Source organism: Pseudomonas sp. S31 (assembly GCF_016648105.1).
GTDB lineage: Bacteria > Pseudomonadota > Gammaproteobacteria > Pseudomonadales > Pseudomonadaceae > Aquipseudomonas.
Genome location: NZ_JACVVE010000044.1, coordinates 15919 through 33412, shown reverse-complemented (window position 1 = coordinate 33412; position 17494 = coordinate 15919). Strand labels below are relative to the sequence as shown.

18 protein-coding genes, 1 tRNA gene and 1 pseudogene are annotated in these 17494 nt (G+C 65.2%); 6 read left to right on the top strand and 14 right to left on the bottom strand.

Translation table 11 applies throughout. From position 1 onward, the window contains the following. Positions 1 to 5: 5 nt before the first annotated feature. From IAE37_RS24270 to IAE37_RS24260, 3 genes are all read right to left on the bottom strand, one after another. A complete protein-coding gene (locus IAE37_RS24270; protein WP_201177715.1) occupies positions 6 to 977 on the bottom strand; it encodes a magnesium and cobalt transport protein CorA in 972 nt (323 codons plus the stop codon). A gap of 63 nt (positions 978 to 1040) precedes the next feature. Beyond that, positions 1041 to 1763 carry a lysophospholipid acyltransferase family protein gene (locus IAE37_RS24265; protein ID WP_201177713.1) on the bottom strand — a complete coding sequence of 241 codons (723 nt, stop codon included), beginning with the start codon at positions 1761 to 1763 and terminating at the stop codon, positions 1041 to 1043. 186 nt (positions 1764 to 1949) lie between these two features. Next, complete coding sequence (locus tag IAE37_RS24260; protein WP_201177711.1) at positions 1950 to 2639, bottom strand: crotonase/enoyl-CoA hydratase family protein; 690 nt, start codon at positions 2637 to 2639, stop codon at positions 1950 to 1952. A 301-nt stretch (positions 2640 to 2940) separates the two neighbouring features. On the opposite strand from IAE37_RS24260, the gene IAE37_RS24255 reads away from it, so the two are divergent. Next, positions 2941 to 3030: transfer RNA gene (locus tag IAE37_RS24255), tRNA-Ser, on the top strand. A 76-nt stretch (positions 3031 to 3106) separates the two neighbouring features. Here IAE37_RS24255 and IAE37_RS24250 read toward each other — a convergent pair. The 6 genes from IAE37_RS24250 to IAE37_RS24225 form a co-directional block, all read right to left on the bottom strand. Further along, entirely contained in the window at positions 3107 to 5242 is a 2136-nt protein-coding gene (locus IAE37_RS24250; protein ID WP_201177709.1) for a TonB-dependent siderophore receptor, read from the bottom strand. 171 nt (positions 5243 to 5413) lie between these two features. After that, positions 5414 to 5788, bottom strand: coding sequence for a hypothetical protein (locus IAE37_RS24245; protein WP_201177707.1), 375 nt, complete (start codon positions 5786 to 5788; stop codon positions 5414 to 5416). A gap of 80 nt (positions 5789 to 5868) precedes the next feature. After that, on the bottom strand, positions 5869 to 7059 hold the full coding sequence (locus tag IAE37_RS24240) for an MFS transporter (protein ID WP_201177705.1): 1191 nt from the start codon (positions 7057 to 7059) through the stop codon (positions 5869 to 5871). Between the two features lie 242 nt (positions 7060 to 7301). After that, complete coding sequence (locus IAE37_RS24235; RefSeq protein ID WP_201177703.1) at positions 7302 to 8051, bottom strand: 3-oxoacyl-ACP reductase family protein; 750 nt, start codon at positions 8049 to 8051, stop codon at positions 7302 to 7304. 81 nt (positions 8052 to 8132) lie between these two features. Further along, entirely contained in the window at positions 8133 to 8603 is a 471-nt protein-coding gene (locus tag IAE37_RS24230) for a GreA/GreB family elongation factor (RefSeq protein ID WP_201177750.1), read from the bottom strand. Next, a complete protein-coding gene (locus tag IAE37_RS24225; RefSeq protein WP_201177700.1) occupies positions 8603 to 8992 on the bottom strand; it encodes a hypothetical protein in 390 nt (129 codons plus the stop codon). Before IAE37_RS24225 ends, IAE37_RS24230 begins: the two co-directional genes overlap by 1 nt. A gap of 133 nt (positions 8993 to 9125) precedes the next feature. Here IAE37_RS24225 and earP point away from each other — a divergent pair, with 133 nt between their 5' ends. Both earP and efp read left to right on the top strand, forming a co-directional pair. After that, complete coding sequence (earP, locus tag IAE37_RS24220) at positions 9126 to 10259, top strand: elongation factor P maturation arginine rhamnosyltransferase EarP (protein WP_201177698.1); 1134 nt, start codon at positions 9126 to 9128, stop codon at positions 10257 to 10259. 48 nt (positions 10260 to 10307) lie between these two features. Then, positions 10308 to 10877 carry an elongation factor P gene (efp, locus tag IAE37_RS24215; RefSeq protein WP_013971530.1) on the top strand — a complete coding sequence of 190 codons (570 nt, stop codon included), beginning with the start codon at positions 10308 to 10310 and terminating at the stop codon, positions 10875 to 10877. Positions 10878 to 10936: 59 nt separating this feature from the next. Here the strand turns inward: efp and IAE37_RS24210 are convergent, their stop codons facing one another. The 3 genes from IAE37_RS24210 to IAE37_RS24200 all read right to left on the bottom strand — a co-directional run bounded on the left by IAE37_RS24210 (position 10937) and on the right by IAE37_RS24200 (position 12975). Continuing rightward, a complete protein-coding gene (locus tag IAE37_RS24210; RefSeq protein WP_201177696.1) occupies positions 10937 to 11365 on the bottom strand; it encodes an organic hydroperoxide resistance protein in 429 nt (142 codons plus the stop codon). A 143-nt stretch (positions 11366 to 11508) separates the two neighbouring features. After that, positions 11509 to 11964: a MarR family winged helix-turn-helix transcriptional regulator gene (locus IAE37_RS24205; RefSeq protein ID WP_201177695.1), complete on the bottom strand. Its 456-nt coding sequence runs from the start codon at positions 11962 to 11964 to the stop codon at positions 11509 to 11511. 57 nt (positions 11965 to 12021) lie between these two features. Continuing rightward, positions 12022 to 12975: a LysR family transcriptional regulator gene (locus IAE37_RS24200; RefSeq protein WP_201177693.1), complete on the bottom strand. Its 954-nt coding sequence runs from the start codon at positions 12973 to 12975 to the stop codon at positions 12022 to 12024. A 115-nt stretch (positions 12976 to 13090) separates the two neighbouring features. Here IAE37_RS24200 and IAE37_RS24195 point away from each other — a divergent pair, with 115 nt between their 5' ends. Further along, positions 13091 to 13840: a sulfite exporter TauE/SafE family protein gene (locus IAE37_RS24195; protein ID WP_201177748.1), complete on the top strand. Its 750-nt coding sequence runs from the start codon at positions 13091 to 13093 to the stop codon at positions 13838 to 13840. A 113-nt stretch (positions 13841 to 13953) separates the two neighbouring features. On the opposite strand, the gene IAE37_RS24190 is transcribed toward IAE37_RS24195, so the two are convergent. Further along, positions 13954 to 14805 (bottom strand): LysR substrate-binding domain-containing protein, encoded by an 852-nt coding sequence (locus IAE37_RS24190; protein ID WP_201177691.1) that lies wholly within the window; start codon positions 14803 to 14805, stop codon positions 13954 to 13956. Between the two features lie 96 nt (positions 14806 to 14901). Here IAE37_RS24190 and IAE37_RS24185 point away from each other — a divergent pair, with 96 nt between their 5' ends. Together IAE37_RS24185 and IAE37_RS24180 are read left to right on the top strand one after the other, a co-directional pair. Continuing rightward, positions 14902 to 15120: a DUF1127 domain-containing protein gene (locus tag IAE37_RS24185; protein WP_201177689.1), complete on the top strand. Its 219-nt coding sequence runs from the start codon at positions 14902 to 14904 to the stop codon at positions 15118 to 15120. A gap of 119 nt (positions 15121 to 15239) precedes the next feature. Then, positions 15240 to 16050, top strand: a pseudogene (locus IAE37_RS24180) (DNA glycosylase AlkZ-like family protein). On the opposite strand, the gene IAE37_RS24175 reads toward IAE37_RS24180, so the two are convergent. After that, the gene (locus IAE37_RS24175) at positions 16031 to 17377 is read right to left on the bottom strand and encodes a class II 3-deoxy-7-phosphoheptulonate synthase (protein ID WP_201177687.1); all 1347 of its coding nucleotides are present in this window, start codon (positions 17375 to 17377) and stop codon (positions 16031 to 16033) included. The pseudogene IAE37_RS24180 and the gene IAE37_RS24175 overlap by 20 nt on opposite strands. Positions 17378 to 17494 lie beyond the last annotated feature (117 nt).

The window sequence follows — 17494 nt, the reverse complement described above, 5'->3', positions numbered from 1 at the left end:
ACAATCTACAGCCACCCCGACCGCTTGAAACTGGCGAACAACGCCGTACAGCCCACCCCGATGATCCCCAGCACGGTGAAATACCCATAGTGCCAACCCAGCTCGGGCATGTTCTGGAAGTTCATCCCGTAGATCCCGGCAATGGCCGTGGGGAAGGCCAGGATCGCCGCCCAGGCGGCGAACTTGCGTTGCACGATGCTCTGCCGTGACGCCTCCAGCAGCATGCCGATCTCGATGGTCTGGCTGGCGATGTCGCGGATGCTCGCCAGGTCTTCCATCTGCCGCGTGACGTGGATCTGCACGTCGCGAAAGTACGGGCGCATGTTCTTGTCGATGAACGGGAAGCTCAGGCGCTGCAGTTCTTCGCTGACCTCGACCATCGGTGCCACGTAGCGGCGCAGGCGCAGGATGTCGCGGCGCAGGCTGTGCAGACGCTGGATGTCTTCTTCCTGCAAGGAATTGCTGAGCACGCTCCGCTCCAGCTCCTCGATCTCGCCATGGATCGCCTCGCTCACCGGCTGGTAGTTCTCGGTGACGAAGTCGAGCAGGGCGTACAGCACGAAGTCCTCGCCGTGCTCCAGCAACAGTGGCCGCGCCTCGCAGCGTTGGCGTACCAGGGCGTATGACTTGGAGTGGCCGTTGCGGCACGTGATGATGTAGCCGTTGCCGGCGAAGATGTGGGTTTCGATGAACTCCAGCCGGCCTTCGTGTCGCACCGGTGAATAGGTGACGATGAACAGCGCGTCGCCGAAGGTTTCCAGCTTGGGCCGGCTGTGCTTTTCCAGGGCGTCCTCGATCGCCAGCTCGTGAAGGTGGAACTGGCACTGCAGGTTGGCCAGCTCGTCGGCGTTGGGTTCTTCCAGGCCGATCCAGACGAAGTGCCCGGGCTTGCTCGCCCATTCGCTGCCTTCGTCGATGCTGATATTGGTGACTTTCCTGCCGGCGCTGTACACCGCCGCTGCGACGACTCGACCCATGGTGGCCCACTTATCCGGTTGAACACGCCCTACAGCTTGGTCTGTTCGCGGCGCGAGGGCAACTCAAGGGTGCGTGGCCAGTTCGCTTTCCATGCGCTCGATGCTCTGCTGCATCTGCGCGCGGCATTGTTCGATCAGGGCGGGGATGTCCTGCTGGGTCATGCCGGCCGTGCTGATCGGTGGCAGCGAGCGCACGATCACCGTGCGGCGCCGCCAGCTGTTCAGGTCCAGGCGCCGGGCGTAGCGGCTGACGCACACCGGCACGATCGGCACGCCGGCTTCGATGGCCATGTGAAACGCGCCTTTCTTGAAGGCCAGCAACTGCTCGCCGGGGTTGCGCGTGCCTTCGGGGAAAATCCAGATCGAGGTGTCGTCGCGCAGGATGCGCGTGGTCAGTTGCAGGGCCTTGCGCGCCTGGTAGGCATTTTTGCGGTCCACCAGGACGTTGCCGCCCAGCCAGAACAGCTGGCCGAACAGCGGGATCCAGCCCAGGCTCTTCTTGCCGATGGCCACGGTGCGCTGGGGCACGACCTGGCCGAGCACGAACAGGTCGAAGTTGGACTGGTGATTGGCGACGATCACGCAGCCAGGCGGCTGGTCCCACAGCGGGCCGACCTCGGCCTTGACCCGGATGCGCATGAGCCAGCTCGCCGGGATGCTGTAGAGGCGGGCGAAGACGCGGCTGTTGTCGGGGTTGAAGGGGCGGCAAAGGCCGATCAGCAGGCCAATGGCGCCAACCAGCAGGAAGTGCACGGCCAGCAGGAGCATGCGAAGCGAATAGAGCATGATACGACTCACACCAGACAGTCGCGGCGCAGTGTACGACTGTGCACTGTCTGGGTAAACCCAGCGGGCAGGGGTCCTATGCCCAGGCCTGCGCGATCCTGCCCGCTGGATATGTCCGGCGCCCCGGCAAGGCCGCTCCTACCGGGGGGATCGTGGCAAGCCTAGAGGAATCGGGGTGGCCAGGTTTCAGCCCTTGTACTCCTGGTCACTGATAATCGCGTCGTCCAGCTCCTCCAGCAGCGCCTTGCGCACTTTCAGCTTGGTGTTCTTGTGCGCCAGCATGTTCAGCTTCTTCAGCTCGCGGGCCGCAGCCAGGGCGGTTTCCTGCAATTGCTCAGGCGGCACCACCTGGTCGAGGAAGCCGGCCTGCACCGCGCCGTGCGGGTCGAACACCTCGGCATTGTTCACCGAACGCTGGAAGGCCGCCCGGCCCAGGCGATCACGGGCCAGGGCAATGCCGGCGTAGTGCATGGTCATGCCGATCTGCACTTCGTTCAGGCAGATCTTGTACGGCCCCTCGACGCCGATGCGGTAGTCTGCCGACAGCAGCAGGAAGGCGCCCTTGGCCACGGCATTGCCGGTGCAGGCGACCACTACCGGGAACGGGTGTGACAGCAGGCGGCGTGCCAAAGTGGAGCCTGCGGTCACCAGCCCCACCGCTTCCTTGGGGCCGCTGGTCATCACCTTGAGGTCGTAGCCGCCGGAGAGAATGCCCGGCTGGCCGGTGATGATCACCACCGCGCGTTCCTGCACGGCGCGATCGAGCGCGGCATTGAAGGCGATGATCAGGTCGGGCGAGATGGCGTTGACCTTGCCGTTGTTCAGGGTCAGGGTGGCGATGCCGTCTTCGGCATGGTAGGTAATCAGCTCGCTCATGACAGCATCCTTTACAGAGTCCTTGGGGTGGCGTGCTGCAGACGTTACCCAGCGCCGCAGGCCAGGTAAAGCGGCAAGGTTGACTGGCCAGTCAGCGTTTGCGCTGCACGCCCTGGCCTGGCGGGGCAGGGCATTTGCTGCGGGTAAAAGCGCAGGCGTGATTGGCAGCTTTGCCCTGATAACCCCGTGTTTTCGCCGGGTTGGCATAAACGCATGAAATTTCTGAAAAAAATGCTTGCCAAGTGAAAGGTGTTCCACTAAATTAGCGCGCCTCGACAGGCTGAACAGCTTGAAGAGAAACGGTGAAGTGTCCGAGTGGTCGAAGGAGCACGCCTGGAAAGTGTGTATACGAGAAATCGTATCAAGGGTTCAAATCCCTTCTTCACCGCCACATTCCGAAAAGCCCCCGTGCTGAAAAGCGCGGGGGCTTTTTGCTTTTAGGGCCGCTTTGCGGCCCCAGCCATCCCTCAGAACTCCACCGAAGCCGACAACCGCGCCGTCCGCGGCGCCCCCTGGAACAGATAGTTGTCACCCAGGTAATCCCCCACATCGCGCCAATAGCGCTTGTCGAACAGGTTGTCCACCGTCAACCGCAGGGTCGTGTCATACCCGCCGATCTGCGTCCGGTAGCGGCTGCCGATATCGAACACGGTATACCCGCCCACCTCGACGTTACCCGCCTGGCTCGCGTACTTGCTGGCGCTGTAGCGGGCCCCCGCGAGCAGCGCCAGGCCCGGCACCGGCAGGCTGTAGTCGGCCTGCAGCGCCGCGCGCAGGCGCGGCACGTTGATCGCCTGGTGCCCCTCGTAGGCCTCGGTGCCGCTGTTCTTCACCCGCGCCCGGATCGCCGCCGCGCTGGCCTGGACCTGCAGGTTCGAGGTCACCCAGCCGCTGGCGCCCAGTTCCAGGCCGATGTTCTTCTGCTGGCCTTGCTGCACGTAGACGAAGTCGCTGCCTTGCGGCTTGGCGTACTGATACGCCTGGCGAATCTGGAACAGCGCGGCACTGAAGCTCATGCCCTGCCAGTCGCGCTTGATGCCCAGCTCCAGTTGATGCGACAGCGTCGGCGCGAGGATTTCGCTGGCGTTCACTGCGTACCACGGCGCCGTGCCACCGGCCGACAGCCCCCTGGCGTAGCTGGCGTACAGGGTGGTGTCGGGGCGTGGCTTGTAGATCAGCGCGGCATTGGGCAGTAGCTGGTACTGGCGGGTATGGCGTCCGGCGTTGCCGTCTTCATCCCAGGTGCGTTCGTCGAGGCGCACTTCACGGGCCCCGAGCAAGGCCTGCCATTGGTCGCTGAAGGTGATGCGGTCGCTGGCGAACAGCCCGTACTGGCGGCTGTCCAGGCGCCGCTCGCTGCTGCCGATCGGGTTGTCCGAGGGGGCCAGGCTGGGCGCGCCGGTATAGATGTTGCCGGAGCCGATCAGGTCGTTGTAATACGGCCGTTGCTCCAGGGTGCGGCGCTGGGCGCTGGTGCCGAGTACCAGTTCATGGCCGACGCCCAAGGCATCGAAGCGACCCTCGAGCGTGGCCTGGACCTCGTCGGTGCGCCGGGTATCGTCCGGGCTGCGAAAATCGTAGATGTCGTAATCACCTTGCGGACTGAAGTGCGACTGCCAGCCGTCTTCGCTGCCCCAGGCGAACGAACTGTAGTCGTCGATCACCACCTGGCTGCGCGACGCGCTCAGGGTGCCGCTCCAGGTGTCGCTGAAGCGGTACTGGAAGCGCCCGCCCAGGTTCAGCGAGTCGTTCTGCACCGGCTTGGCCCAGTGCTGGTAGGCCAGGCGGTCGTCCGGGTCGATGCCGTGCGGCACTTCGCTGCCGCCCAGCAGCTGGTAGCCCGGCACCGAGCGTTGCTCACGGTGCTGGTATTCGGCGTCCAGCTGCAGGGTCGCATCGGCGCTGATCTGCCAGTCGAAGGCCAGCGAGGCGAAGTCGCGCTTGCCGTCGGCATGGTCGACATAGGAGCGGATGTCCTCATGGGCCAGGTTGACCCGCAGGCCGAACTGCCGCTCGCTGCCGAACCAGCCGCCGAGGTCAGTGGCCAGGTAGCGCTCGCCTTGGGCGTTGGTAGACACGGTGACGCTGCGCACGTCGGCGGCGCGCTTGGTCACATAGTCGATCAGCCCACCGGGCTCCGACACGCCGCTCTGCAGGCCGGACAGCCCCTTGAGCAGCTCGACCTGCTGCTTGTTCTCCAGGGCCACGTTCTGCTCGCCGGCGATGGTCTGGCCGTTGATGCGGTAGCTGCTGGCGGCGTTGAGCTCGAAGCCGCGCACGTTGAAGTTTTCGTAGTAGCCGATGGGCGCGTAGCTTTCGCCGACCGAGGCGTCGCTCTGCAGGACTTCGCTGAGCAGGCGGACCTGGCGGTCCTTGAGCAGTTGTTCGCCGAACACGCTGATCGAGGCGGGGGTGTCGAGCAGCGGCGCGGGCTGGAAGCCCCCTACCGAGGCCTGCTGTGCCTGGTAGCCGTCATCGATGGCAGCGCCTTCGACCTCGATGGGTGCCAGCTGCACGCTGTCTTCGGCCAAACCATGGGGGCTGTGCAGGGCCAGGCCCAGGCTGAGCAGGCTCAGGGGCAGGCGGGGACGAAGCAGGGGCATGCGCTGGGGTTCCTTGGGGCATGATCGCGCCGGCTCCTTCGCGGGTAAACCCGCTCCTACAGGATTACCGCCGTTTCAGAAAACAGCGGTAATCCTGTAGGAGCGGGTTTACCCGCGAAAGGGCCGGTGCAGGCAAAACGCCCATCTTACCAGCCACCCCCCACAAAGGCTCTAAACCCCCGCCCGCTGCCGCTGCCGCCAACTGTCGTCGATCTTCGACCAGGTCTTGCCGTCGGTGCTGGCCATCAGCTTGCGCCCATCCTTGAACGTGGCCAGGAAGGTCGCTTCCTCTTTCTGGCCACCCAGCCACAACCCGGCCAGCAGCCCCAGGGGCCCAGCGACTAGTGCCCCGGCCATGCCCCAACCCAGGGCGGTGCCGAGGCTGCGGCTGGTTTCCAGGCTGGCCAGGCGCAGGTCACTGACCCGGGCCAGGGAAATGCGCTCGCCCGGTGACGGGCTGCGCAGGGTCTTGAGGGTCAGCGAACCATTGCGAAACTCACCTTCACCTTGCAAGAAATCGCCGGATTGCACCGTGAGCCTGGTCATCGAGTCGTCCTGTCAGTGAGCGGCCATCGACTAGGGAAATCAGCGCCTACTGAGCCCCGCGACATCGGCCAAGTCAACCGTCAGGCGACAGAGTGCAGCGCCCGTTTGCGCTTGATTTCGGCCAGGCACCACACCAGCAGGGCGACGGTGCCGATCATCAGCCCAGCCACGACGATGCCCCTCCAGCCCTGGTGCTGGAACAGCTGCGTGCCCAGCAGCGAGCCCAGCGCGCCACCGATGAAATAGCAGGTGATGTAGCCGGCGTTCATCCGCGTGCGCGCCTGCGGGCGCAGGGCGATCACTGCGTTCTGGTTGCTCACGTGCACCAACTGCACGGCCAGGTCCAGCAGCAGTACGCCGACCAGCAGCGCGGCCAGCGAGTGCTCGGCGAAGCCCAGCGGCAGCCACGACAGCAGTAGTACCACCAGGCCCACGGTGGTGCCCAGAGAGCCCTTGCCGCGGTCGGCCAGGCGCCCGGCCCAGTTGGCCGACAGCGCGCCCGCTGCGCCAGCCAGGCCGAACAGGCCGATGACCGCATCGGAATAGTGGTAGGGCTCACGGGCGAGGAGGAACGCCAGCGGGGTCCAGAACAGCCCGAACAGGCTGAACGACAGCAGCCCGAGCAGCGAGCGCAGGCGCAGCAGGGGTTCTTCGTAGAACAGCCGGAACACCGAGCCGATCAGCGCCGGGTACTTCATGCCGGCGTGGTTGTGGTGGCGTGGCAGGCTGCGATACAGGGCGATGGCGCTCAACGCCATGAGGATCGCGGCCAGCACGTAGATGCTGCGCCAGCCGCCGATTTCGGCCATGAACCCGGCGGCGGTGCGCGCCAGCAGGATGCCCAGCAGCAGGCCGCTCATCAGCGTGCCCACGGCGCGGCCGCGCTGGTGGGGTTGGCTCAAGGTCGCCGCCAGTGGTACGAGGATCTGCGCCACCACCGAGAACAGCCCGGTCAGGGCGGTGCCGAGGATCAGCCAGGGCAGGCTCGGTGCACAGGCGCTGATCACCAGGCCCAGGGCAGAAATCGCCGTCATGATCACGATCAGTCGGCGTTGTTCGAACAGGTCGCCCAGCGGCGCCAGCAGCAGCAGGCCTGCGCCGTAGCTCAGTTGCGCAGCGATGACGATGCTGCCGGCACTGGCGGTGCTCAGGCCGAATTGCTCGGCGATGCTGTGCAGCAGGGGTTGGGCGTAGTAATTGCTGGCCACGGCCAGGCCGGTGGCAACGGCCATCAGCAGGATAAGGGCGCGGCTTAGGGAGGGGGAATTCATGGGTGTTCCGTTTGCGGCAGGAGTGGAAGTTGGGGCGGTTGGTTGTGGATTTTCAGTGTCCGTGAGATCGAGCGCCGCCAGCGCGTGGGGGCCTTCGCGGGTAAACCCGCTCCTACAGAATCACCGAGGTTTCAGAAAACAGCGAAGATCCTGTAGGAGCGGGTTTACCCGCGAAGAGGCCCACGCCCGCGCGGCGCTCGATATCTGCACCAGCATACAACCTTACCGCCCCAACTCATCACTCAAGCCGCAAACCCCCCATCGGCCGTCAAACTGGCCCCGGTGATGTAACCCGCCTCAGGCCCGGCCAGATAAGCCACGAAGCTAGCAATCTCATCCGCCTGCCCATACCGACCGATCGCCATCAGCGGTATCAGGCTCTCGGCGAATTCGCCGCTGGCCGGGTTCATATCGGTGTCCACCGGCCCGGGCTGCACATTGTTCACGGTGATCCCCTGTGGCCCCAGGTCCCGGGCCATGCCCTTGGTCAGGCCGACCAGGGCCGACTTGCTCATGGCATACGTGGCGCCACCGGCGAAGGGCATGCGCTCGGCGTTTGTGCTGCCGATGTTGATGATGCGCCCACCCTGGCCCATGTAGCGGGCAGCGGCCTGGCTTGCGACGAATACGCTGCGCACGTTGACCGCGAGGGTGCGGTCGAAGTCCGCCAGGTCGAACTCGGCCAGCGGCGCGATCGCCAGCACACCGGCATTGTTGACCAGGATATCCAGGCGGCCGAAGGCCTTCACGGCGTCGTCCACCGCCAGTTGCAGCGCGGCGGCGTCGGCGCTGTCGGCGCGCAGGGCCAGGGCCTGGCCGCCCGCGGCCTTGACCTCTTCGGCCAGCGCTTGGGCGGGGCCGGCAGAGCTCACGTAGGTGAAGGCGACTTGCGCGCCGTCACGCGCCAGGCGGCGCACGATGGCGGCGCCGATACCACGGGAACCGCCTTGGACGAAGGCCACCTTGCCTTCGAGGGAAGCTGACTTGGACATGCCGATCTCCTGTTGATAAGAGTTGGAAGCGCGCCCTGGGGTGCGGATATTCCAGCGTAGTACGCGCAAGCTGAGGCCAGCTCAGGCAACCTCGATGATGTAGAAGACCTGTGTGCCAAGGCCCACCTCATCATCGACCTTCTTGCCCATCAGCTGCTGCCCCAGTGGCGAACGCGGGGTGATGACGGTGACCAGCTCATCGCCCTCGCCAATCTTCAAGCCCGCGGCCTCGGGCCCGAGGAGCAACCTGCGTTGCCCGCCATCCTCGTCTTCCAGGGTCACCAGGTTGCTCACCTGGATGCCCCGCGCCGCGTCGTAATCGCGCAGCGCCAGCTGCTGGTAGGTCAGCAGCGCCTGGCGGATCTCGGCGGTACGGCGGGCCTGCCCGGTGGCCAGGTAGGAGGCCTCGAGGCCAAGGGTGTCGTACTTGTTCTCAGCGATGTTCTCTTCGGCGGTGGCCGCCTCGTAGGCGGTCTGGGCAGCGCGGCGCAGCACCTCCATGTCCAGTTCCAGGGCAGCATTGATGCGCGCCAGCAGGGTGGCCTTGTCCATCATCGGTAGCAGAACTCCAGCACGTTGGCCTGGCTCTTGTCGGTCGGCGCGGTGCGATTCTGCTGCAGCCAGAACTGGCACTTGGGGCTGTTCAGGTTGCGCGGGTTGCCCTGGGCGGCGTCTGCGGCCTGTTGCATTTCCTGCTTGTGCAGGATGTCCTTGTAGCGCTCGAACATTTCGCCCTGGGCATCGGCCGGGGGCGCAGGTGCCGGACGGGCCAAGGCCGGCGCCACGGCCGCGGCCAGCGGTTGCGTCTGCTCGGGCCACAGGTGCAGCGCCAGCCACGCACTCAAGGCCACCGCCACGGCACCGAGCCACAGGCCCAGGGCCACGCAGACAATCAGCTGCATGGGCTTGAGGGTAATCTTCAGTTCACGCGGGCGCGCCATGGCGGCCTCCTGGCAAGGCGAGTCGAGCGCTATTGTCGCACGGGCTCTGGTGATTTTTTCAGCGGCGGCGCTTTAACCCCGGATAATTTATGCGCAGAATTCGCGGTTTACCCGAGGGGCGAGGGCAGGGCACATGAAAACCACCTGGGATATCTTCTGCACGGTCGTCGACAACTATGGCGACATCGGCGTCACCTGGCGCCTGGCCCGGCAACTGGTGGCCGAGCACGACCTGGCGGTGCGCCTGTGGGTGGACGACCTGGGGGCCTTCGTGCCGCTGTGCCCCGGTGCCGATGCCAATGCCGCCCAGCAGTGGCAACAGGGTGTCGAGGTGCGCGCCTGGCCGGCCGACTGGCAGCCGGCCGAGCCTGCCGATGTGGTCATCGGGGCCTTCGGTTGCCAACTGCCGGCGGCGTACATCGAGGCCATGGCCGAGCGCTCGACGCCTGCGCTGTGGCTCAACCTGGAGTACCTGAGTGCCGAAGACTGGGTGGAAGGCTGCCATGGCTTGCCGTCGCCCCAGGCCAATGGTTTGCGCAAGGTGTTCTTCTTCCCGGGCTTTACCGAGAACACGGGCGGCCTGTTGCGCGAAGGCGCGTTGCTGGCGCGCCGTGCCGCGTTCGAGGCCGACCCCGGCCAGCGCGCTGCGTTTCTTGCAGGGTTGGGCGTGCAGCCCGCAGCCGGGGCGCGGCTGATCTCGCTGTTCGCCTACGAAAACGCGCAACTGGGCGGCTGGCTCGACGCCCTGGCCGCCGACACCCGGCCCAGCCACCTGCTGGTGCCGCAGGGCCGCATCCTCGGCGACCTGTGCAGCTGGCTCGGCGAGCAGACGCTGGCCGTGGGCGCGCAGCGCCAGCGTGGCACGCTGACCGTGCAGATCCTGCCCTTCGTCAGCCAGGACGATTACGACCGGCTGCTCTGGAGCTGCGACTTCAATGCCGTGCGCGGCGAGGACTCGTTCGTCCGCGCGCAGTGGGCGGGGCGGCCGTTGTTGTGGCACATCTACGTACAGGAAGAGAACGCCCACTGGGAAAAGCTCGAAGCCTTCCTCGCGCTCTATCGCCAGGGGTTGTCCGCCGCTGCCGCCGATGCGCTGGTGGAATTGTGGCGCGCCTGGAACATGCATCGCGACATGAATCAAGCCTGGCGTGGGGTGCTGGCGCACTGGGACGAACTGCAGGCGCACGGCCGTCAATGGTGCGCCAACCAGGCCACTCAGCCGGACCTTGCCATGAAGCTGGTACAGTTTTACCGAAATTGGCTATGATACGCGGCCTCGATTTTTATAAATCCATCCAGATTCGGATACTTCGTAATGAAAACTGGTAAAGAACTGAAACCCGGTACCGTACTGCGTATCGACAACGACCCGTGGCTGGTACAGAAAGCTGAGTTCACCAAGTCGGGCCGTAACAGCGCGATCATGAAGACCAAGCTGAAGAACCTGCTGACCGGCTACAAGACCGAAACCGTCTACGGTGCCGACGACAAGCTGGACGATGTGATCCTGGATCGCAAAGAAGCGACCCTGTCGTTCATCAACGGTGACGAATACACCTTCATGGACACCACCGACTACACCATGTACGAGCTGAACGCCGAGGACATCGAAGCCGTTCTGCCGTACATCGAAGAAGGCATGGAAGACGTCTGCGAAGCCGTGTTCTTCGAAGGCCGCCTGGTATCGGTAGAACTGCCGACCACCATCAGCCGTCAAGTCGTCTACACCGAGAACGCTGCTCGCGGCGACACCTCGGGCAAGGTGATGAAGCCTGCCAAGCTGAAGAACGGTACCGAGATCTCGGTTGCCGACTTCATCCAGATCGACGAGTGGATCGACATCGACACTCGCGACAACAGCTTCAAGGGCCGTTCCAAGAAGTAATTCTTCTTGCGATCAGCACGAAAAACCCGGCCTTGGCCGGGTTTTTTTGTGCCTGTGGTTTACACCGTCACGTGCAGACGCACATCGACATTGCCGCGGGTGGCGTTGGAATATGGGCAGACCTTGTGGGCTTTTTCCACCAACCCTTCGGCGTCGGCCTGGGCTAACCCTGGCAGGTCGATGTGCAGGTCGATGTCCAGGCCGAAACCACCGGGGATCTGCCCGATGCCGACCTTGGCGGTGATCGAGGCATCGGCCGGCAGGGCTTTCTTCTCCTGCCCGGCAACGAACTTCAGGGCGCCGATGAAGCAAGCCGAGTAGCCAGCGGCGAACAACTGCTCGGGGTTGGTGCCTTCACCACCCGCACCGCCCAACTCCTTCGGGGTATTGAGCTTGACTTCCAGCTTGCCGTCGCTGGAGCGGGACTTGCCGTCGCGACCGCCGGTGGAAGTGGCTTCTGCGATGTACAGCGGAGTGACCTTTTGCATCTTGAGCCTCGCTAGTGTGCTGTGCGCCCTGGGGTGTCCAGAGCGCTTCAGGTGAATACGGAATTTAACTTAGTGCGCAATTAGTTTGTGCGCAAGATAAATATTTTGCCGTTCCGCCGAACGGCCATTTCACAGCGTAGCCGTCAGAGCTTTTTTTGCAGGTTGTCGCGCAGTTCGAGCAGCTCGGCCTGTAGCTGGCGCAGGCGTTCGTGGGTGCGCCCGCTGGCTTCGAGGATGCATTGCGGCACGCGTTTGGCGTCCTCGCGCAGGGCCTGGCCTTTGTCGGTCAGTTGCACCAGCACCACGCGTTCGTCCTCGCGGCTGCGGGTGCGCTTGAGCAGGCCTTCGCTTTCCAGGCGCTTGAGCAGCGGGGTGAGCGAGCCCGGGTCGGTCAGCAGGCGTTGGCTGATCTCGCCCACGGTGAGGCCGTCCTGCTCCCACAGCACCAGCATCGCCAGGTACTGCGGATAGGTCAGGCCCAGGGCCTGCAACAGCGGTTTGTAGACCTTGGTCATGAGCAACGAGGTCGAGTGCAGGGCGAAGCAGACCTGGTTGTTCAACAGCAGCTCGTCACAGGGGGCTTGGATGTCGGCGTTCATGCAGGTCCTTGAATTCGATCAGGTGGGAATCTAGCACGCTGATGGTTGGCGCGCTCACTACCAACGTAATTCGCTGCGCAGCGCCAGGTCCCATGGCGGGACCGGGCTGAAACGGCTCTTGAGAAATTCGAGCAGCAAACGGCTGCGAGAGTTCGTTTCATGTTCGAGGCGCAGTGCGTAGATGCCGCTGCTTTCCGCTTCGGGCAGGCCGTCCTGGCAGAACAGCGGCACCAGTTCGCCGCGTAGCAGGTACTCGCTGACCAGCCAGGTGGGTAGGTGGGCGATGCCCAGGCCCCTGATCGCACCGAACAGCAGGGTTTCGGCATTGTTGGCGGTCATGCGCATGCGGGTCGGTTTGTACAGGCGCGCCTGGCCGTCGACGTTGAAGCGCCAGGCGAACGGCGGCGCCAGGCCGGCCCAGTCGAGGCCATCGTGGCCCGCCAGTTCGCTCGGGCACGAGGGCATGCCTCGGCTGGCCAGGTAGGCGGGGCTGGCGCAGGCGATGCGCACCATATACGCCAGTGGCGTGGCCACCAGCCGCGTGTCGGCCAGAGGGCCGGCGCGCAGTACCAGGTCGACTTCGCCCAGGTGGCTGCCGCGCAGGTCGACGAAGCTGTCGATCAGGCGCAGTTGCACATCCAGGCCAGGGTAGGCCACCAGGAAGTCGGCGATTGCCGGTGCCAGGTGGCGGCGGCCGAACGGGGCAGGGGCGTCGACGCGGATCAAGCCTTCCGGGGCGTTGCTCAACGACACCGCCTCGGCCCGCGCCAGGCGCAGTTCCTCGATGATGCGCCGGGCGCGCTCGGCAAACGCATTGCCGGCCGGGGTCGCACGCACGGCGTGGGTGCTGCGGGTGAACAGACGGCTGCCCACGGCCTGTTCCAGGCTGTCGATGCGCCGGGCCACCGCCGAGGGCGTCAGCGGGTGGCGGCGGGCGGCGGCGGAAAAGCTGCCGGTTTCCAGCACATCGAGGAACAGGCTCAGTTGGTCGGTCAGGGTATCGGGGCTCATGGGTCAACCGTGCTTATGCATGAAACGCAAAGCCATTGTGCGCTGCTGTGCGTTTCCCTGCCAGGCCGCACTCGTTAGCATGCTCGCATTGATACCGATGGCGGACGAGGCCCTGATGATCGAGTGGTTGTTGTATATCGTGCTGGGCGCAGGCCTGGGCACCATGGGTGGCTTGTTCGGTATTGGCGGTGGGTTGATCGCCATTCCGGTGCTCGGCGCGCTGTTCGGCCTGGACCAGCAGGTGGCTCAAGGGACTGCGTTGGTCATGGTGGTACCCAACGTGCTGCTGGCGCTGTGGCGCTATCACCAGCGCATCCGCATCGAATTGCGCCATGCGCTGCCGCTGGCGTTGTGCAGCTTGTTGTTCGCCTGGTTGGGGTCGATTTGGGCGGTGGGGCTGGATGCGCACTCCATGCGCCTGGGCTTCGTCGGCTTCCTGGTGGCGCTGGCGGTATGGAACGTGGTGCGGATGTTCCTCAAGGTCGCACCGGCCAGTGAACAGTTGCGCTATCCGTGGCCCTGGCTAGGCGTGCTGGGCAGTTTCGCCGGGGCCATGGGCGGCTTGTTCGGGGTCGGTGGCGCCGTGGTCGCCACGCCGATCTTGACCAGCGTGTTCGGTACCACCCAGGTGGTGGCGCAAGGCCTGTCGCTGGCCCTGGCGGCGCCGAGCACTTCGGTGACGCTGGTGACCTACGGCTTGCACCACAGCGTGGATTGGAGCGTCGGCGTGCCGCTGGCGGTTGGCGGGCTGCTCAGCATCAGTTGGGGGGTGAAGTTGGCCCATGCGCTGCCCGAGCGGGTATTGAAGGGCATGTTCTGCGTGTTTTTGGTGGTGTGCGCGGTGATGCTGGCGTATGAGCTTTGAGGGCGTCGGGGCCGCTTTGCGGCCCATCGCGGCGCAAGGCCGCTCCTACAGGGGGTCGTGATCCGTTGTAGGAGCGGCCTCGTGCCGCGATGGGGCGCAAAGCGCCCCCAGCTTCACAGGAACCCTTCGACGATATAGTCAGCCATGCAATCGGTGATCGGCGACTGGCTTTGCGTATTGCGCAGCAGCATCACGTTGGCCAGCGGCAACTGCGGCAGCCCCTCGCTTTCCCCCAGTATTCGTACATTGCCGCCGATCAGGCTCTGCAGCTGCGCGGTCACTGCCAGCCCCGCCGTGACCACGGCGAAGATCGCCGCCAGGCTGGGGCTGGTGTAGGCGATCCGGTAGTCGATGCCCTGGGCCTCCAGGGCATTGCAGGTCCAGGCCCGGCAGAAGCAGTCGCTATTGAACAGCGCCAGGGGGATGGGCCGTTGCTCGTGCGGGCAGAAGCCTTCGGCGGCGGCCCACACCAGGCGCTCCTGGCGCAGCAGCTGGCCGACCTCGTTGCCCGGCTCGCGGGTGACGATGGTCAGGTCCAGGTCCTGGCGCAGCATCAGTTGCTTCGACGAGTCGCAATGCACTTCCACCTGCACCAGCGGGTAGGCCTGGGCGAAGCTGGAGAGGATGCTCGGCAAGAAGCGCATGGCGTAGTCGTCCGGCGTGCCGATGCGCACCAGGCCGACCATGTGCGGCATGCGCAGGGTGTTGAACACCTCGCCATGCAGCTTGAGGATGCGCCGGGCATAGCCCAGCAGTACCTGCCCCTCGGCGGTGAGCCGCACCTGGCGGCCGTCGCGCAGGAACAGCTGGCGCTGCAGGATGTCTTCTTCCAGGCGCTTCATCTGCATGCTGACCGCCGACTGGGTGCGGTTGACCACCTCGCCGGCGCGGGTGAAGCCGCCCTGCTCGGCGATGGCGACGAAGGTGCGCAGCACGTCCGCGTCGAGGCTCTGGTACTGGGACATTGCATCAATCTCCGAGATGCATCGCATCAGAAACATTCGTTGGATTGATCTTAAACGTGGGCCGAGACTGGAGCCATCAACACGGAGGGCTTCACGATGAAAGGTCTTGTCAGCAGCATCCAGCAACCTGCCTTTTCCCTGACCCACCTGTGGGGTGTGGTGATCCGTCGTATCGTCCGCTGGCACGAGTTGTATCGCCAGCGTCGCGAGCTGGCCAGCCTCAGTGATGCGACATTGGCTGACCTGGGATTGAGCCGGGCGGATATCCAGCAAGAGGTAGAGCGGCCGTTCTGGGATGATCCGTTGCGTAAATAGGCTAAAACTGTAGGGGCCTCTTCGCGGGTAAACCCGCTCCTACAACGGATACGTAAATCCCCTGTAGGAGCGGGTTTACCCGCGAAGAGGCCCTTACAGGCACCCGAAGGAGATCAGGCTTGCCCCTCAAGCTATCCATCCACCAGGCCCGGCGATTGGCCTTGTCTGCCCAGGGATTCGGCAAACCCGCCGAATCAAACCCGACACTCCCGGCCCTCAAACGCATGCTGCAGCGCCTGGGCGTCGTGCAGATCGACTCGGTCAATGCCCTGGTCCGTTCCCACTACCTGCCCCTGTTCTCGCGCCTGGGCGACTACCCAGCGCAAATGCTCGACCAACTCGCCTGGGGCCGTGGCCGCCAGCGCCAGCTGTTCGAATACTGGGGCCACGAAGCGTCGCTGTTGCCGCTTGGCCTGTACCCCCTGCTGCGTTGGCGCATGGCCCATGCCGCCGAGGGCCGCGGCATCTATCGCCAGCTCGCGCAGTTCGGTCGTGAACGCCAGGATGTGATCGCCCGTGTGCTGGCCGCCGCGCATCCCGCGCCGTATAGACGCCAGCGCACTGTTGTCGCCCTTCGACTCCCTGGTCTGGGAGCGCAGCCGCACCGAACGGCTGTTCGACTTCCACTACCGGCTGGAGATCTACACCCCGGCGCACAAGCGGGTATACGGCTACTATGTGCTGCCGTTCCTGTACCGTGAACGCATCGCCGCGCGGCTGGACCTGCGTGCCGAACGCGCCCGGGGCCAACTGGCGGTACACGCGGTGCATGCGCAGCCAGGCGAGATGGATGAGCAGGGCTACCAGGCCTTGGCTGGCAACCTGCTGCGCCTGGCCGCCTGGCTGGGCCTTGAGCGGGTGCAGCTGAACTGCCCGCGCACGGAGGGCAGCCAGTTGCGCCGGGCGTTGCTCAGCGCCGCACCTGCTTGAGGGTTTCGGCAATCAGGAAGGCCAGCTCCAGCGACTGATCGGCGTTCATGCGCGGGTCGCAGTGGGTGTGGTAGCGGTCGGACAAGGCGTCTTCGGTGATCGGCCGCGCGCCGCCGATGCACTCGGTGACGTTCTGCCCGGTCATCTCGATATGAATGCCGCCGGCGTGGCTGCCTTCGGCCTGGTGCACCTGGAAGAACTGCTTCACCTCGTCGAGAATCTGCGCGAAATCGCGGGTTTTGTAGCCGCTGCTGGCCTTGATGGTGTTGCCGTGCATCGGGTCGGAGCTCCACAGCACCTTGCGCCCCTCGCGCTCGACGGTGCGGATCAGCCCCGGCAGGTGGTCGCCGACCTTGCCGGCGCCCATGCGCACGATCAGGTTGAGGCGGCCCGGGTCGTTCAGCGGGTTGAGGGTGTCGATCAGGCGGATCAGCTCCTCGGGGTTCATGCTCGGGCCGACCTTGACCCCGATCGGGTTGTGCACGCCGCGCAGGAACTCGACGTGGGCGCCATCGAGCTGGCGGGTGCGGTCGCCGATCCACAGCATGTGCGCCGAGCAGTCGTAGTAATCGCCAGTGAGGCTGTCGCTGCGCACGAAGGCTTCTTCATAGTTGAGCAGCAACGCCTCGTGGGCGGTGAAGAAGCTGGTCTCGCGCAGCTGCGGAGCGCTGTCCAGGCCACAGGCGCGCATGAAGGCGAGGGTTTCGTCGATGCGGTTGGCCAGTTGGTGGTACTTGTCGGCCAGCGCCGAGTTGGCGATGAAATCGAGGTTCCACTTGTGCACCTGGTGCAGGTCGGCAAAGCCGCCCTGGGCGAAGGCACGCAGCAGGTTGAGGCTGGCGGTGGCCTGGTGGTAGGCCTGCAGCAGGCGGTCTGGGTCGGGCACGCGGCTCTTGGCGTCGAAGCCGATGCCGTTGACGATGTCGCCACGGTAGGCGGGCAGGGTGATGTCGCCCAGGGTCTCGTCATTCGTCGAGCGGGGCTTGGCGAACTGACCGGCCATGCGCCCGACCTTGACCACCGGGCAACCGGCGGCGAAGGTCATGACGATGGCCATCTGCAGCAGCACCTTGAAGGTGTCGCGGATCTTCGCCGCCGAAAATTCGGCGAAGCTCTCGGCGCAATCGCCGCCCTGCAGCAGGAAGGCGCGGCCTTCGGTGACCTCGGCGAACTGCCGGCGCAGCTCGCGGGCCTCGCCGGCGAACACCAGCGGCGGATAGCTGGCCAGGGTCTGCTCGACCCGCAGCAGGTGCTCGGCGTCGGGGTAGGTCGGTTGCTGCTGGATCGGCAGGGCACGCCAGCTGTCGGGGCTCCACGGTCGGTTCATCACGGGCTCGATACGGTCGGGAATAGGCTCCCTGCCATGGTATCAGCTGGCGCCGTGCTTGTTGCATCCGGGGCGTTGACGGACAATGCCGGTTTTGCGCGGGCAGGTGGCGAGTCA

Excerpts from the sequence above, each read along its gene's own strand:
- IAE37_RS24175 (WP_201177687.1), bottom strand. The coding sequence starts at position 17,377 with ATGAACCGACCGTGGAGCCCCGACAGCTGGCGTGCCCTGCCGATCCAG.
- IAE37_RS24195 (WP_201177748.1), top strand. The coding sequence starts at position 13,091 with ATGATCGAGTGGTTGTTGTATATCGTGCTGGGCGCAGGCCTGGGCACC.
- IAE37_RS24190 (WP_201177691.1), bottom strand. The coding sequence starts at position 14,805 with ATGTCCCAGTACCAGAGCCTCGACGCGGACGTGCTGCGCACCTTCGTC.
- IAE37_RS24235 (WP_201177703.1), bottom strand. The coding sequence starts at position 8,051 with ATGTCCAAGTCAGCTTCCCTCGAAGGCAAGGTGGCCTTCGTCCAAGGC.
- IAE37_RS24205 (WP_201177695.1), bottom strand. The coding sequence starts at position 11,964 with ATGAACGCCGACATCCAAGCCCCCTGTGACGAGCTGCTGTTGAACAAC.
- IAE37_RS24245 (WP_201177707.1), bottom strand. The coding sequence starts at position 5,788 with ATGACCAGGCTCACGGTGCAATCCGGCGATTTCTTGCAAGGTGAAGGT.
- efp (WP_013971530.1), top strand. The coding sequence starts at position 10,308 with ATGAAAACTGGTAAAGAACTGAAACCCGGTACCGTACTGCGTATCGAC.
- IAE37_RS24210 (WP_201177696.1), bottom strand. The coding sequence starts at position 11,365 with ATGCAAAAGGTCACTCCGCTGTACATCGCAGAAGCCACTTCCACCGGC.
- IAE37_RS24250 (WP_201177709.1), bottom strand. The coding sequence starts at position 5,242 with ATGCCCCTGCTTCGTCCCCGCCTGCCCCTGAGCCTGCTCAGCCTGGGC.
- IAE37_RS24185 (WP_201177689.1), top strand. The coding sequence starts at position 14,902 with ATGAAAGGTCTTGTCAGCAGCATCCAGCAACCTGCCTTTTCCCTGACC.
- IAE37_RS24225 (WP_201177700.1), bottom strand. The coding sequence starts at position 8,992 with ATGGCGCGCCCGCGTGAACTGAAGATTACCCTCAAGCCCATGCAGCTG.
- IAE37_RS24200 (WP_201177693.1), bottom strand. The coding sequence starts at position 12,975 with ATGAGCCCCGATACCCTGACCGACCAACTGAGCCTGTTCCTCGATGTG.
- IAE37_RS24270 (WP_201177715.1), bottom strand. The coding sequence starts at position 977 with ATGGGTCGAGTCGTCGCAGCGGCGGTGTACAGCGCCGGCAGGAAAGTC.
- IAE37_RS24260 (WP_201177711.1), bottom strand. The coding sequence starts at position 2,639 with ATGAGCGAGCTGATTACCTACCATGCCGAAGACGGCATCGCCACCCTG.
- IAE37_RS24240 (WP_201177705.1), bottom strand. The coding sequence starts at position 7,059 with ATGAATTCCCCCTCCCTAAGCCGCGCCCTTATCCTGCTGATGGCCGTT.
- IAE37_RS24230 (WP_201177750.1), bottom strand. The coding sequence starts at position 8,603 with ATGGACAAGGCCACCCTGCTGGCGCGCATCAATGCTGCCCTGGAACTG.
- earP (WP_201177698.1), top strand. The coding sequence starts at position 9,126 with ATGAAAACCACCTGGGATATCTTCTGCACGGTCGTCGACAACTATGGC.
- IAE37_RS24265 (WP_201177713.1), bottom strand. The coding sequence starts at position 1,763 with ATGCTCTATTCGCTTCGCATGCTCCTGCTGGCCGTGCACTTCCTGCTG.